The following is a 13,770-nucleotide window of genomic DNA, read 5'->3' on the forward strand; positions in this document are numbered from 1 at the left end:
CCACAATGGATTAAAATAAAGGGATCAGGCAATTTTTACCAGAGACTCAAAACGCCTTCTGGGTGCAGAGCTGTGAAGAACCTTCTCTTCATCAAAATATCCAAGAGCAATGAGCATAACCACCTCTTTTTCACCCTCTAGACCAAATTGTGTTTTTATCCCCTCAAAGTCAATTCCGCTCATGGGATGGGAATCAACACCCAGACTTTTGGCAGCATACATAATGGACATAGCCAGAAGTCCGGTGTTGCTCTCTGCAAACTTAATTTTCCTTTCTTCTGTGGAACCATACAGAAAACTTGCAGCCCCTTTGGCCCTTTCTGCCCCATCATTCCCGTAATTTTCCCTCATGAAGGACCACTGAGGATTATCATCACCATAGGCGCTCCTATCTCCCGACAGAATCAGTGTAACTGGGGCTTCCAGGATTTTAGGCTGCTGATTAGCAAGGCCATGAAGCTTCTTTTTGGCCTCATCGCTTTTAACGGCAATAATATCCCAAGGCTGCAGATTAAACGCCGATGGAGCATTGGCAGCCAAGTCAATGATCTCCTTCAGAAGAGAGTCCTCTAACTCCCTGGCAGGATCAAAAAAATTAATAGATCTTCTTTCAAATATACGATTCACAGGTACCTCCATACAAAATAATACTAACTAGTATTAAACAACTAAAAAAACTTTTCACTTACTTCTTCCCGGTCAACTTCTTTAAAATTTTTAAAAGCTGAAGCTTCTCTTCCTCTTTCAAACTTGTAAACAGGGAACGAAGACTCTCAATATGCCTGGGAAATAGCTCATCAATGATAGACCGGCCCTTGTCGGTCAAACAAATCTTTGAAGCCCTTCCATCATCAGGGTCTTGATAACGGGCAACCATTCCATCCTTGACAAGATTATTAACAACAACCGTCATATTCCCACCCGACGAGAGAGTTTTCTCGATGATTTCACAGATTCTAAGGTCTCCTTTATGATACAGAGCCTCAAGAACCGAAAACTGAGAAAGGGTCAGCCCCGCGTCCTGGATATTCTTACCTTCTCCGCGGTGCAGGTACTGCAGGGATCTCGCAAGGGCAATCACAAGTTTCAAGTTGAGATCATTCTCATGTCCATAGCTGATTTTATTCATCTGATTTCAAGATAATACTAATTAGTACTAAAATCAAATAAATTTGCTTCAAAATAGATATATTCTCCAATTTATTTTTTTGAAGCCTTAAAAACTCTGTCCATCACAGCTCGACCGAGCCCCTCTTCCGGGATCTTCTCGGCATAGATGCAGCGAATATCCTGCTGGTCCAGTGAATGAAGTGCGGAGAAGAGGCGGGAAGCCGCCTCAAGAGTACTTCCTGATAGTGAGAGAACCTCACTGTGGGCAAATCCTTCAGCTCTTGAAATATCCTGAAAAATCAGAGCAGCAGCACTTTCCTTATGGGGTATATCACCAAGGTCATCGACGATGTAAAGGGGTTTACGGGGAGAATAATGCATGGCTAGTTGACCGGGAGCCGTGGGTGAGCTGGTCGTTCTGTTAAACAAATCCACAGGACCCAGAACTGATTCTATTTCTTCACGGGTTAACCCCCCGGGTCTGAGTATAATGGGTTGTCTCGCGGTCAAATCCAGAACCGTAGATTCAACTCCGACACGACAGGGCCCGCCCTCCAGAACCATGCTGATCCGGGCTCCCAAGTCTTCTTCCACATGTCGGGCTTCTGTGGGACTGAGGTAGCCGAAGGAGTTTGCAGAAGGAGCTGCAACAGCCCCGCTGGACTGTCGAATCAAAGACAGAGCAATAGGATGATCAGGCATTCTGATGGCCATGGTGGGAAGTCCGGATGTGACAAGGGAAGGAATCAAATCTTTTTTGGGTACGATCAGAGTCAGAGCTCCCGGCCAGAATTTTTCGGCCAGTTCATAAATTCTCGGGTCCTTGATATCTGCCAGTTCATCCAGTTTCTCCAAATCGGCAATATGAGTAATGAGAGGATCGAAGCTGGGTCTTTTTTTGGCTTCAAAAATAGATGCCACGGCCTTTGGGTCTAAGGCATTTCCTCCCAGCCCATATACGGTTTCTGTCGGGAAGGCCACAAGCCCTCCCTCAAGAATTGAGAGCGCGGCTTTCCGGATATTTTCTTCTGTACTTTTATAAATCATATTCGACCCCATCCCTTCGTCATCAGAGTAAAATAAAATACTATAGATATAAGGGATATTCCAGACTCAAACGCAGTGAATCATTGCAATAGACGCTTATAAGGACGACCGGAGAGTCAATTGAGGCATCATGAATTCAGAAAGCCTATCCTTATGCAGGGCATAAAGTGCCGCCTTCTGCCCCATCTGCTTAAAATCAACAGAAAGACTTGTGATCCCTCCAGCCACATATTGCAGAAGTGGAAAGTCATTGTAGGAAATGATTCCGATATCCTTACCGGGAGTCCAATTTCTATGGCTGGCCAACTGAAGAAGGGCAACTAAATCCTGTTCGGTAAGAACAAGATAGGCTCCTCCTTTGCGGATTCGGTCTTCTGAGAATACAGGAATGATTTCTCCTGAGAGGGCAAAACTGTTTAATAACGTAGAAAAACTCTTAAAGCTTTCCTCAGGGTGAGGATTCAGGGGTGTTCTGATCATATTAAGACTGTTATACCCCTTGATACGTTCGGAGATACTACCCAGTGCATCAGAGATACCCACAGAAAAGTTCTGGCAGAGCACTGAGCAGCCCTGAGGAATATACTCGGCCCTATCTAAAATCAGAGTTCTTTTGGGGTCCAAAGAATCCAGAAGATCTGGAATAGCCTTATGCTGAAAAGGCTTGATAATATAGTGTGTATACCGGCTGCTATAGGATTTCAGCAATGTCCTGAAATGGTCAATGTTGTTATGGTGGAAATAGACATCGGCCACCACACCTTCCGGCAGAGCTTCAGAAAAAGAGTTGTATAGGACCTGCATGTAAGGATTAAAGCTGTTCAGGATGAGCAAAACCCTGGAGGCACTGCTGATCTTGTCTGTCAGAAGATAAAATCCTTTTCCTGGAACAGAATCGATTAAACCCTCCTGCTTCAGAATTTTATAGGCCTTTACAACTGTTTCCCTGGCCACGGACAGAGTACGGCTGATTTCGGAGATGGATGGCAGATTGTCACCTGGAAGGACCATCTTGTTCTCAATCATGTCATAAATGAAATGAATGATTTTACCGTTCTTGGTACTCTGTCTCATTTAGAAATTACCTCACATTATCCTGGTTATAGACTCCGGGACAGAGCGTGCTGTAACCCTCTGATCTCAGCCAGCCCCCTCAAGCGCCCAATAGCCGTATAACCGGGATTGTCTGCCTGAGGTTTTGCAAGATCATCCATCATAGTGTGTCCATGATCTGGTCTGAATGCCAATTGCCAGTCTTTCCGGCCGGCAGCCTTTCGAGCTTTCTGCTCTTCCAGCAATGCCTTGACCACCTCATGCATGTCCACAGATCCTTCCAGATGATTAGCCTCAAAAAAGCTGCCGTCATCATTCCTCTGGGTGCTTCTCAGATGGGCAACATTAATCCTGCTTCCATACCTTTTGATCATCCCGGGAAGGTCGTTCTCTTTCCGTGGACTATAGCTGCCTGTACAGAAGCACAATCCATTTGCTTGATCATCCACCATAGCCAGAAGGTCTTTGACATCTTCTTCACAGCTGACAATCCTGGGTAATCCCATAATACTCCATGGTGGATCATCGGGATGAACGGCCATGCGGACTCCGGCCTGGGCAGCAGCGGGAATAACGGCCTGGAGGAACAACTTATAATGCTCCTTCAGTTTTTCCCGGTCAATGCCTTTGTACCGATCCAACATGGCCCTCACGTCCTCAATGGACAGACCCATTTTGGTACCGGGAAACACATCAATAAGGGATCGTTCAAAATCTTTTTTCCCCTCTTCTGTAAGGGTAGCGAAAAAGGCCTTGGCTTTTTCAATCTGCTCTGAGGTATAATCGGCCTCGGCACCTTCTCTCTTCAAAAGGAACATTTCAAAAGCGGCAAATTGCACCGGATCGAAATACAGGCATTCGGATCCATCTTCCAGTGTATAGCGCAGATCGGTCCTCACCCAGTCTAAGACTGGCATGAAATTGTAGATAACCACTTCAATCCCAGCCTTTCCGAGGTTGGTCAAACTAGTTTTATAGTTTTCGATATACTCTTCATATCGTCCTGTTCTTGTTTTGATATCCTCATGTACCGGAACAGATTCCACAGCGGCCCATTTTAAACCCGTGGCCTCGATGAATTCTTTTCGTTCTAAAATAGCGTCCAGAGGCCATGGGTCGCCATAAGGTATCTGGTGCAAACTGGTGATGACAGAAGAGGCTCCTGCTTGTTTTATGAATTCCAGAGAAACAGGATCTTCAGGCCCATACCAACGGAATGATTCTTCCATTAAGTTCATGTATTTTAACTCCTAAAATCAGGGAATATACTTGCCCACCTGGCAGATGGGATGATATTTTTAATACTCACATACCATAGTATACTATACCATACCATACTATTTTTTAAAAAATGTAAAGTATGTCTTGCTTCCTTTTTCAAAATAGATCATGACATCCAGAACTGGCAAGCCATCCCCATTCATAGAAGCGAATCTAAAGGGGTATTATTTTTAGGTCCCTCCATGGATGGAGATTCCTTTCAGAACTAAGCGATTTCCAGATTATGTTTGTGCTTTTTTAACGAGAAAAGATCCAGTCCATTATATTCCAATGTGGGTAAATTGTAGATTTTGCTATTTTATGCCATACTATGCCTATGATAAAACTGACAGAACTGAATGATAATGAATCACTGAAGGCCATGGAACATGGAGATTTCTCAGAAGAGATTCTCAACTCGGCCCCCTATGTGATTGTGATAATGACACAAAGCTGGTGTCCCGACTGGATAGCACAACGCTCCGTTCTGGCAACAATGACCGGAAGGGATGACCTGAAGGTCTATTACCTTGAGTATGACAAGAAAGAATACCGCTCTGATTTTACCTATTTCAAGGAAACGAATTTCTCAAACAGCCTCATCCCCTATCTTCGATACTATAAGAATGGTAAATTTGAAATTGATAATAATTTTGGAAGCCGCCGTCGAATCAACAACTGGTTGAAGGCCTGAGATTGTTTAACAGTAAAAATATCTCCATCCCTGCAATTCTCTTGGCTACGACATTGGGAGCCTCCAGCGGTCTATATATAAAATCGCTTCCTTTCAGCGGCCTTGGGATGACAGGGTTCCGCATGGGAGTTCCTTTTTTGTTTCTCCTTCCCATGATACTAAAAAGAAAATTGCTCTTTGGTCCCGCTGACAACAGACGGATGATCTGGACAGGGTCTCTCCTCAATGCGATCAGAATGGTTCTTTATATCTTATCCTACAAGCTGACGACTCTGACAAATGCCGTTGTCCTTTTGTACACCTGGCCCTTATTTGCTTTACTTATCCACTCCATCAGATCAGGAAAAAAGCTGAATTTCAAAGAGACGGGTCTTCTTTTAACTGCCTTTACAGGAGTCATTACCCTCAATATCCACAAAGGATTCTCTCTCAACGGATCGGACATGCGGGGGAACCTCTTCATGATTCTATCAGCCTTGATATTCTCCATTTCCACCTTGATTTTCAAGGAAGCCCTGGTAGATCACAGTGAAGGGGAAGTGCTCTACTTTCAGAATGCCCTGGGGGCAGTCCTATTCATTCCGATTCTCCTCATAGAGATTCCCGGCATGCCATTAACGTCCATTCTAACGGGAATCTTCTATGGATTTTCAGTAGGGATCGTCGGTTTCGGCTGCTTTTTCATTGCCTTGAAGAGACTGCCTATTTTTCAATATGGGGCTCTTGGATATATGGAAGTCTTTACGGGTGTTCTCTTCGGGATTCTCCTCTTGGGAGAAGAGATCCGATGGAATATCCTCCTTGGGGCCAGTCTTATTCTGATCACAAGTTTCCTTTCAAGAATGATACCTCAGGAAGTTTCCACAGACAAAGTTTAAGAGTGAATGTATACTGTGGCATGAAGAAAAAACTAAGATCCCGTAAAAAGTTTATCCTCCGCTTCACGGTTATTTTCCTCCTAATCCTTCTCTCAGGCATTTCTGTGAGTTTATTCGCCAGGGATGGAAAAATCAGCATGGCCGTTCTCCCTGTTGAGAATCTGAATAAGGACCCCCAACAGGATTACCTAGCGGGGATCATAGGCTCCATCATCAGACAGGACCTATCTCTCTCGGGAATGGTCTTTCTCGTAGACAGAGAGAACATGGAAGAGGTGCTGCAGGAACAGAAACTTCAATTCACAGGAGTTCTTGATGAGCAAAGCATCATTGAAACAGGACGCATGGTGGGCGCTGAATATATCCTCAAGGGGGGATATGTCTTTTTAGGAGATGATCTTTTTTTAAATCTGGATCTCATTGACGTAGAAACAGGCCGTAGTTTCAGCTTCTCTGAACGGGGATATCAGGAGAATACAGTTCATGCCCTGACTGAAAAGCTTATGAATCACCTCACAGGACAGGACTTGTCTTTTCAGTCTGACCAGGGTGTCAGAACAATCATCGCCAAAAGCCAACAGGAACCGGGTCGGGTCATGCTATTTTCCCACCTGATTGATGCACGGATTTTTGTAGATGGAACCTTTACCTCCTACACCACGGGAGATGCAACACAACCTGTTGAACTGATAATGCCTCCGGGCACACATACGATCAGAACTCATCTCAGCCAGAACTTTGGTGTTGTTAAACTGCCCGAAATCCTCTTTAGCGACTGGATGGTAGAGTTTGATTTAAAATCGGGAGACAGCCTTGTTCTGGAAGATAAAACAAACCACTTCAACTCCATAATATACAACATGCAGCAGATAATCCGAGAAAGGATTGAACTCACTCCCGGTTCTGGAAACACAATTAGAGCGGAACACGAAACCTCATTCACAGACAGAGACGCTGTGGTCATCCCTGTAAAACTGACCCTGAGCTTCGTTGAAACCCAGGGAGAGGTACAGCAGGGCCTGGCTCTTGTTCACCTTGAATACAACGGAGAATCTCAGGATTTCAGTTACAATTGTCTCTCGGGTGAAACAGAAGAGTTTACAGTAGAACTCTATAAATCAGACTTGACCATCGAACTGGATTGCACCTCGAACTACCGCTGGGATCTGAATTACAGCATCTGGCGCAACGACATCTATCAAGGGCTGCACAGAGACGAAGAACATCAATCTCCATGAGGAACGAGAGATTTTGCTTTTCGGTATTCCACAGGAGGAATACCGAATTGTTTCTTGAAGAGCCTGTAAAAATAACCCAGATTATCAAATCCCAAAGACAGGACTATATCCATTACAGCGCTGTTTGAATGTTCCAGCATCAGGGCTGCTCGCTCTAACTTCTGTTGATTCAACCAGGAGGACGGCGTGATTCCAAGGTACTTTCGAAATGTCCTGGACAGATGCTCGGGAGTCCTATCTGACAAAACAGCCATGTCCTTCACCGTCATAGATTCGATTTTACGGCTATCCATTTCCAGGAGGAGGGTTCTCATCCAGGGAGGAGTAACAGGAGAAGTATCCGCCTTAGAACCCGTTTCAGGCGGCCCTAAAAGCTCAGAGGCGAGGCTCAACAAAAACCGGCTCAACAGGATGTCACCATAGTCTGTTTTCTGATAAAGGAAGAGCCTCTCCAGATCTTCTAAAACCCAGACCTGTTGTTCTCTGGAAAAATGAGTGAAAAAACGCCCCTCTTTCTCACTGGATTCAAAAAGACCTCTCAAATTCAAAGAGCTCAGAAAAGAGTCCCAATACTCCAGGGGGAGAATCAGATTAAAGAAGTCAAAGGTCCTCCCTGACAGGCTATGAAAATCCTCTTCTTTAATCATCAAAAAATCCCCCACACCCATGGAAAAATCAGACTCGTCAAAATGATGAATCACTTCCCCTTCAAAAAGAAAATAGAATTCAAAGACCTGTTGGTGTCGATGCCTTGGAAAAGTCCACAGTCTATGACTTCTGATTCTATGAAGGACATATTTGTGGGGAAGAATATCTTTGACCTGGACCGTGACAACCTCATTCATGAGTAAAAAAATAGACCCCATATCAAATATGTGCAAGTAAATATCAGATATCATCAAGAAAATATCAAATACATGATATTAGAATGTATTGAAAAGAAGCCAGGAACACACAGGCAAATCTCAAAGGATGAAAAAGATGAAACAGGATTATAGATTTCCAAAAGACTTTATCTGGGGCTCTGCAACCGCCTCCTATCAAATAGAAGGAGCCTGGCAGGAGGATGGGAGAGGAGAATCCACCTGGGACCGATTCTGCCGACGTCCCGGAAAAGTCATAGGGGGAGATACAGGGAATATTGCCTGCGACCACTACCACTTGTACAAAGAAGACGTTGCACTTATGAAAGACCTCGGTCTCAAGAACTACCGGTTTTCAATTGCCTGGCCTCGCATCATCCCCGATGGGGAAGGTCAACTCAATCAGAAAGGGTTGGATTTTTACAACCGCCTTGTGGATGAACTTCTGAATGCAGGAATAGAACCTCTTATAACCCTCTTTCACTGGGACCTCCCCCAGGCTCTGCAGGATAAATACAAAGGATGGAAAGACAGAAGGCTGGCGCAGGTTTTTGCTGATTACTGTGACGTTGTCAGCCGCAGCCTGGGTGATAGAGTAAAGAGCTGGGCAACCATCAATGAAATCATGTGCTTCACAACCCTGGCCCATAAACTGGATATGCATGCTCCCGGTGGAATTGAAAGCGAAAAGACAACGAACCAGACAGTACACAATGCTCTTTTGGGACACGGGCTCGCCACTCAGGTCCTCAGAAAAAATGTCAAAGACTCCTTTGTTGGTCTTGTCGACAACAATGAGGCCCCCTGGCCGGTTATGGATACAGAACCTCACTTGAGCGCAGCAAGAAAAGCCTGGAAAGAAAAGAACTCACAGCGCTTGTTTCCCATGTTGACCGGTGAATACGACGACGAGGCCTATGTCCGACACTACGGTGAGATGCCTGATTATACAGATGAGGATTTAAAGATTATTTCGACAGCTGTGGATTATGTGGGGATCAATTTTTACAACTGCCCCCCCGTGCAGGCTGCCGAAAATGCTGTGGGTTATGAAACTGTCGATCTTCCGGCGGCGTATCCAAAAACAGATATGGAATGGCCGATCACCCCGGATGCCCTCTATTGGAACTTAAAATATTTGAAGGATTTCTTCCCGGAACTGCCTGTAATCATTACAGAAAACGGGATGGCATCGGATGACCGCATGTCCGAAGACGGCACCGTGAAAGACTACGACCGCATCGAATACCTGAGAGCTCATCTCAGGGCCTGTCACAGGGCCATTGAAGAAGGTGCAAATTTGAAGGGTTACTACCTTTGGTCCCTTATGGATAACTTTGAATGGGCCTTTGGTTACAGCAAACGTTTCGGCATGATCCGGGTAGAATATGATACCCAGAAAAGAACCGTGAAGGAATCCGGAAAATACTACAGCCGCATCATATCCGAAAACAGAGTGCTATAAATCACAGACAGGAAGGTCAGCTCTTTTCTTTTGAAAAGACCGCAATCTGCGCCCTCAGGGTGTCAATCGTCTCCTGAAGATCGTCTAGACTCTGTCCAACCTGTCCGATATTGTCCACCTGCCTGGATGTACTCTCATCGATTCTGGAAATACTGTCCAGGGCTTCCTTACCAATGTTTTTCAGCCTGCTGATCCCTTCTTTGATCACCGGAAGTTCCTGTTCAGTCTTTTCTGTAGCCACCTTTACGGCACTGGCGGAATCATTCAATTCAGAAATGCTTTTGTCCAGATCAACAAACTGACCCGACATCCTCGAGGTTGATCCGGAGGCTGCCTCTAGAGCATCAGAGACATCATTGATACGGTTCAAAATGGAATCAAAGGTTTTTTCTGTCTGTTGCCCCGCAACGGAGGCACTGCGGGCTCGGTCAATAATCCTGTTGATCTTATCATCAATGCTCTTTGAATTCTCAGAGGACTGGGTAGCCAGTTTTCTAATTTCATCGGCTACCACTGCAAAGCCTTTTCCCGACTCTCCCGCATGGGCGGCTTCTATGGCGGCGTTCATGGCCAGCAGATTTGTCTGATCTGCTATGGATTGAATTATCTCCACAAGATCCATGATCTCTGAAATATTACTGTTCATATCTTGTATGACTTTGTTAGTATCGCCCAGATGAACTTGACCATCCCGGGCAAGATTCACAAGGGATGTGGAATAGTCCTTTTGAACTCCCAGGTTATCCGCAAGAGATTCCAGTTCGACTCCGACTTTTCCGATCAAACCGGTGGAAGTAGCAACAACTTCTACCTGCTTCTCCGCCTTTTCATTGAGGTCATCCACCTCTCCTGCAATATTCTCAAGGGAGCCTGCAGAGGCCTGAATCCGCTGATTCAACTCCTGAATTCCCCCACTGATTTCAACGGTTTGGCTGTTTATGTTCTCCATCAGGCTGGCAGTTCTCGTAATAACCGTACTCAGTTCATCCTTGATTCTTCCTGTATCTGATCTTGAGGTCTGTATGCCTTCTATGATTTTCTGAAGATGATGAGTAAAGGAGTTAAAATTTGTTGCCAGGATTCCCACCTCATCCAGAGACCCTGTTTCAATTCTATGCTCCAGATCTCCCTCCAGAATCAGATCCGTGTGGTCTGTTACCTGGTGCATCCTCTTGATGAAAGAACAGATGACCCTTGATAGAATGAGGATGATCACCAAGGAGATAATCAGATTGAGGATCACTATCTGCCGGATAAAATTTCGAACTGAAGCGAGCCTGATGCTATCGGCCAGAATATACCCTGTGTACCAATCCCAATCTTCAAAGTAGCTGTAGATAACCCACTGGCTGCCGGATTGTGCCGAGAAGATGATCTCTCCATTTGTCTTGCTGAACAGATTCTGGCCTTGAGGAGACGAGATAAATTCTTCCGTTAAAGCCTTGTTTAAAGATAGGATAACCTCTCCGTCCCCATTGACAATAAAGGGGGAAAGATCGCTGCTTTCAAGCTTCAGATACTTATTGTTCAGCTCTTCAAGAACATTATGCTGAACCTCTGAGACATCCTCGGAGGCACCTGCCACGGCGTCGGTAGCCGAAAAATCCGTTTCAACAAGACGGAGACGCTCCGAGAGGTCCAAGCGGTATAAGGAGGTTATTTCATCCTTAAAAACAACATAAGCAAAGAAAATAGTACTGAAAAGGACTACAAACAAAGCCAGTATATAAAGACTGTTCAATTTAAACTTCAGCGATAAAACCATAAGCAGACCGTCCCTGAGATGATATAAAGCTATCTCGTTTTTTGTTTACTATAGATGAAAAAAGTGTTGTTGTAAAATTAATACAGTTGCAGATGGAAGATTAATTATCGTGAAGAAAAATCATTACTCCCTTATACTTTTTAGTACTGATAAGGAGAAAATCTATGAGCAAAAAAATGATGGATCATCTTTCAGCAGAACTCAAAGCCCTTAAAAATGATGGCTTGTATAAGAGTGAGCGAATTATTACATCCCCTCAAGCAGCGAGGATCACTGTGAGAGGGAATGGAGAAGTCCTCAATTTCTGCGCCAACAATTACCTCGGTCTGGCCGACAGTCCTGCCTTGATCGAAGCCGCTCAGACCTCCTTAAAAGAGTACGGATTCGGCCTGTCTTCAGTGCGGTTCATCTGTGGAACTCAAAACATACATAAAGAACTGGAAGCCACACTCAGTGACTTTCTTGGCATGGAAGATAGCATTCTATATAGCTCCTGCTTTGACGCCAATGGAGGCCTCTTTGAAGCTATCCTGGGACCTCATGACGCCGTTATCAGTGATGAATTAAATCATGCCAGCATCATCGATGGCATACGCTTGTGCAAAGCCCAAAGATACAGATACAAGAACAACGACATGAAAGATCTTGAATTAAAGCTAGTAGAGACAAAAGGGGCCCGGTTTCGCCTCATTGCCACGGATGGTGTATTTTCCATGGATGGAACATTAGCCAAGCTGAAGGAGATTTGTACACTGGCAGAAAGCTATGATGCCCTGGTCATGGTAGATGACTCCCATGCTGTAGGATTCATGGGAGAAACCGGGGCAGGAACACCTGAATACTGGGGTGTAAAAGACAAGATTGATATTATTACCGGTACTCTGGGGAAGGCTTTGGGAGGAGCGTCAGGGGGATACACATCAGGCAGAAAGGAGATCATCTCCTGGTTGAGGCAGAGGTCAAGGCCCTACTTGTTTTCAAACTCCCTAGCCCCTGTTATGACTTCAACAGCCCTGAAAACACTAGAACTCTTAAAAACGGGCAACGAGCTGAGAGACAAGTTATTTTCCCAGACAAGGATATTCAGACAATCCTTATCAGAAGCGGGTTTCTCCATCGTTGAAGGTGTACACCCCATTGTTCCCCTGATGCTGGGTGATGCATCATTGGCTGAAAGAATGGCTGACAGACTGCTTTCAAAGGGAATTTATGCCATAGGATTCTCCTACCCTGTAGTCCCCATGGGAAAAGCCCGTATCAGGTTCCAGATGTCCGCAGCCCACAGCATGGAGGATGTAAGGCTAGCCGTGGAGAAAATCATAGAAACAGGCCGTGAATTGGGAGTGATACAATGAAAGCATTAGCTAAGACAGAGTCAAAACAGGGCCTATGGATGATTGATGCTCCCCTCCCCCAATTTGGTCCGAACGATCTTCTCATCAAGATTAAAATTACCGCCATCTGTGGCACAGATGTTCATATCTACAATTGGGATGAATGGTCCCAAAGAACCATCCCTGTTCCAATGATTACAGGGCATGAGTTTGTCGGGCGAATAGAAGACATGGGCAGCGAGGTCACAGGATTCAAAAGAGGAGACAGGGTGACAGGAGAAGGACATCTTACCTGTGGTCACTGCCGAAACTGCCGGGCCGGAAAAAGGCATCTTTGCCGAAACACGCAGGGAATTGGGGTCAACAGGACAGGATCCTTTGCCGAATACCTGGTTCTTCCCGCGGAAAATGCCTTTAAATTGGACGATTTTATAAGTGATGAAGCCGCAGCCATCTTCGATCCTTTTGGTAATGCCGTTCACACGGCCCTGTCTTTTGACCTAGTAGGTGAAGATGTACTCATTACGGGGGCTGGTCCCATCGGCATAATGGCGGCAGCCGTAGCCCGGCACGCAGGAGCCCGATATGTGATCATCACCGATGTCAATGAATACCGCCTGAACCTGGCCCGACAGATGGGAGTCACTCGGGGTGTCAACATCAAAACAGACAAACTGGAAGATGTCATGAGTGAACTTCATATGCTCGAAGGCTTCGATGTCGGCCTGGAAATGTCCGGGAATGCCCAGGCTCAATCACAGATGTTTGACAAGATGAATAATGGCGGGCACGTCGCACTCCTGGGGATTCCTCCGGGAGACAGCGTCGTCAACTGGAATCAGATTATCTTCAAGGGTTTGCACTTGAAGGGAATTTACGGGCGGGAGATGTATGAAACATGGTACAAAATGGCGGCCATGATCCGCTCCGGACTGGATATATCCAGAATCATCACCCACCGAATGCCTGTGGATGAATTTGAACGGGGATTTGAAATCATGAGGGGAGGCCAATCGGGTAAAATCCTTTTATACTGGGATTGAACAGCCCTGCCAATGATTCT

13 protein-coding genes are annotated in these 13,770 nt (G+C 45.4%); 6 read left to right on the plus strand and 7 right to left on the minus strand.

Going from position 1 to position 13,770, the window contains the following annotated elements; genetic code table 11:
- Window positions 1–24: 24 nt before the first annotated feature.
- From EXM22_RS12665 to uxuA, 5 genes are all read right to left on the minus strand, one after another.
- A complete protein-coding gene (locus EXM22_RS12665; protein WP_210411478.1) occupies window positions 25–627 on the minus strand; it encodes a nitroreductase family protein in 603 nt (200 codons plus the stop codon).
- Between the two features lie 58 nt (window positions 628–685).
- Window positions 686–1,129: a MarR family winged helix-turn-helix transcriptional regulator gene (locus EXM22_RS12670; RefSeq protein WP_149486878.1), complete on the minus strand. Its 444-nt coding sequence runs from the start codon at window positions 1,127–1,129 to the stop codon at window positions 686–688.
- A gap of 71 nt (window positions 1,130–1,200) precedes the next feature.
- Window positions 1,201–2,157 (minus strand): L-threonylcarbamoyladenylate synthase, encoded by a 957-nt coding sequence (locus tag EXM22_RS12675; RefSeq protein WP_149486879.1) that lies wholly within the window; start codon window positions 2,155–2,157, stop codon window positions 1,201–1,203.
- 96 nt (window positions 2,158–2,253) lie between these two features.
- Window positions 2,254–3,231: a GntR family transcriptional regulator gene (locus EXM22_RS12680; RefSeq protein WP_149486880.1), complete on the minus strand. Its 978-nt coding sequence runs from the start codon at window positions 3,229–3,231 to the stop codon at window positions 2,254–2,256.
- A 26-nt stretch (window positions 3,232–3,257) separates the two neighbouring features.
- Window positions 3,258–4,448 (minus strand): mannonate dehydratase, encoded by a 1,191-nt coding sequence (gene uxuA / locus EXM22_RS12685; protein WP_149486881.1) that lies wholly within the window; start codon window positions 4,446–4,448, stop codon window positions 3,258–3,260.
- Window positions 4,449–4,807: 359 nt separating this feature from the next.
- On the opposite strand from uxuA, the gene EXM22_RS12690 reads away from it, so the two are divergent.
- Genes EXM22_RS12690 through EXM22_RS12700 form a run of 3 tightly spaced genes read left to right on the plus strand, consistent with a single transcriptional unit; the run spans window position 4,808 to window position 7,280 of the window.
- The gene (locus tag EXM22_RS12690; RefSeq protein ID WP_149486882.1) at window positions 4,808–5,164 is read left to right on the plus strand and encodes a hypothetical protein; all 357 of its coding nucleotides are present in this window, start codon (window positions 4,808–4,810) and stop codon (window positions 5,162–5,164) included.
- Window positions 5,165–5,166: 2 nt separating this feature from the next.
- Window positions 5,167–6,042 carry a DMT family transporter gene (locus EXM22_RS12695; protein ID WP_149486883.1) on the plus strand — a complete coding sequence of 292 codons (876 nt, stop codon included), beginning with the start codon at window positions 5,167–5,169 and terminating at the stop codon, window positions 6,040–6,042.
- 20 nt (window positions 6,043–6,062) lie between these two features.
- On the plus strand, window positions 6,063–7,280 hold the full coding sequence (locus tag EXM22_RS12700; RefSeq protein ID WP_168203493.1) for a CsgG/HfaB family protein: 1,218 nt from the start codon (window positions 6,063–6,065) through the stop codon (window positions 7,278–7,280).
- Here EXM22_RS12700 and EXM22_RS12705 read toward each other — a convergent pair.
- On the minus strand, window positions 7,268–8,125 hold the full coding sequence (locus EXM22_RS12705; protein ID WP_168203494.1) for a helix-turn-helix transcriptional regulator: 858 nt from the start codon (window positions 8,123–8,125) through the stop codon (window positions 7,268–7,270). The two genes, EXM22_RS12700 and EXM22_RS12705, sit on opposite strands and share 13 nt — an antisense overlap.
- A gap of 136 nt (window positions 8,126–8,261) precedes the next feature.
- Here EXM22_RS12705 and EXM22_RS12710 point away from each other — a divergent pair, with 136 nt between their 5' ends.
- A complete protein-coding gene (locus EXM22_RS12710; protein WP_149486886.1) occupies window positions 8,262–9,608 on the plus strand; it encodes a GH1 family beta-glucosidase in 1,347 nt (448 codons plus the stop codon).
- Between the two features lie 16 nt (window positions 9,609–9,624).
- Here the strand turns inward: EXM22_RS12710 and EXM22_RS12715 are convergent, their stop codons facing one another.
- Window positions 9,625–11,373 carry a methyl-accepting chemotaxis protein gene (locus tag EXM22_RS12715; protein ID WP_149486887.1) on the minus strand — a complete coding sequence of 583 codons (1,749 nt, stop codon included), beginning with the start codon at window positions 11,371–11,373 and terminating at the stop codon, window positions 9,625–9,627.
- Between the two features lie 164 nt (window positions 11,374–11,537).
- On the opposite strand from EXM22_RS12715, the gene EXM22_RS12720 reads away from it, so the two are divergent.
- Window positions 11,538–12,728 (plus strand): glycine C-acetyltransferase, encoded by a 1,191-nt coding sequence (locus EXM22_RS12720; protein ID WP_149486888.1) that lies wholly within the window; start codon window positions 11,538–11,540, stop codon window positions 12,726–12,728.
- On the plus strand, window positions 12,725–13,750 hold the full coding sequence (tdh, locus tag EXM22_RS12725; RefSeq protein ID WP_149486889.1) for an L-threonine 3-dehydrogenase: 1,026 nt from the start codon (window positions 12,725–12,727) through the stop codon (window positions 13,748–13,750). Before EXM22_RS12720 ends, tdh begins: the two co-directional genes overlap by 4 nt.
- Window positions 13,751–13,770 lie beyond the last annotated feature (20 nt).

This window comes from Oceanispirochaeta crateris, from assembly GCF_008329965.1.
Taxonomy (GTDB): Bacteria; Spirochaetota; Spirochaetia; order DSM-2461; family DSM-2461; genus Oceanispirochaeta; species Oceanispirochaeta crateris.

Excerpts from the sequence above, each read along its gene's own strand:
- EXM22_RS12670 (WP_149486878.1), bottom strand. The coding sequence starts at position 1,129 with ATGAATAAAATCAGCTATGGACATGAGAATGATCTCAACTTGAAACTT.
- EXM22_RS12675 (WP_149486879.1), bottom strand. The coding sequence starts at position 2,157 with ATGATTTATAAAAGTACAGAAGAAAATATCCGGAAAGCCGCGCTCTCA.
- EXM22_RS12680 (WP_149486880.1), bottom strand. The coding sequence starts at position 3,231 with ATGAGACAGAGTACCAAGAACGGTAAAATCATTCATTTCATTTATGAC.
- uxuA (WP_149486881.1), bottom strand. The coding sequence starts at position 4,448 with ATGAACTTAATGGAAGAATCATTCCGTTGGTATGGGCCTGAAGATCCT.
- EXM22_RS12690 (WP_149486882.1), top strand. The coding sequence starts at position 4,808 with ATGATAAAACTGACAGAACTGAATGATAATGAATCACTGAAGGCCATG.
- EXM22_RS12700 (WP_168203493.1), top strand. The coding sequence starts at position 6,063 with ATGAAGAAAAAACTAAGATCCCGTAAAAAGTTTATCCTCCGCTTCACG.
- EXM22_RS12705 (WP_168203494.1), bottom strand. The coding sequence starts at position 8,125 with ATGAATGAGGTTGTCACGGTCCAGGTCAAAGATATTCTTCCCCACAAA.
- EXM22_RS12710 (WP_149486886.1), top strand. The coding sequence starts at position 8,262 with ATGAAACAGGATTATAGATTTCCAAAAGACTTTATCTGGGGCTCTGCA.
- EXM22_RS12715 (WP_149486887.1), bottom strand. The coding sequence starts at position 11,373 with ATGGTTTTATCGCTGAAGTTTAAATTGAACAGTCTTTATATACTGGCT.
- EXM22_RS12720 (WP_149486888.1), top strand. The coding sequence starts at position 11,538 with ATGAGCAAAAAAATGATGGATCATCTTTCAGCAGAACTCAAAGCCCTT.
- tdh (WP_149486889.1), top strand. The coding sequence starts at position 12,725 with ATGAAAGCATTAGCTAAGACAGAGTCAAAACAGGGCCTATGGATGATT.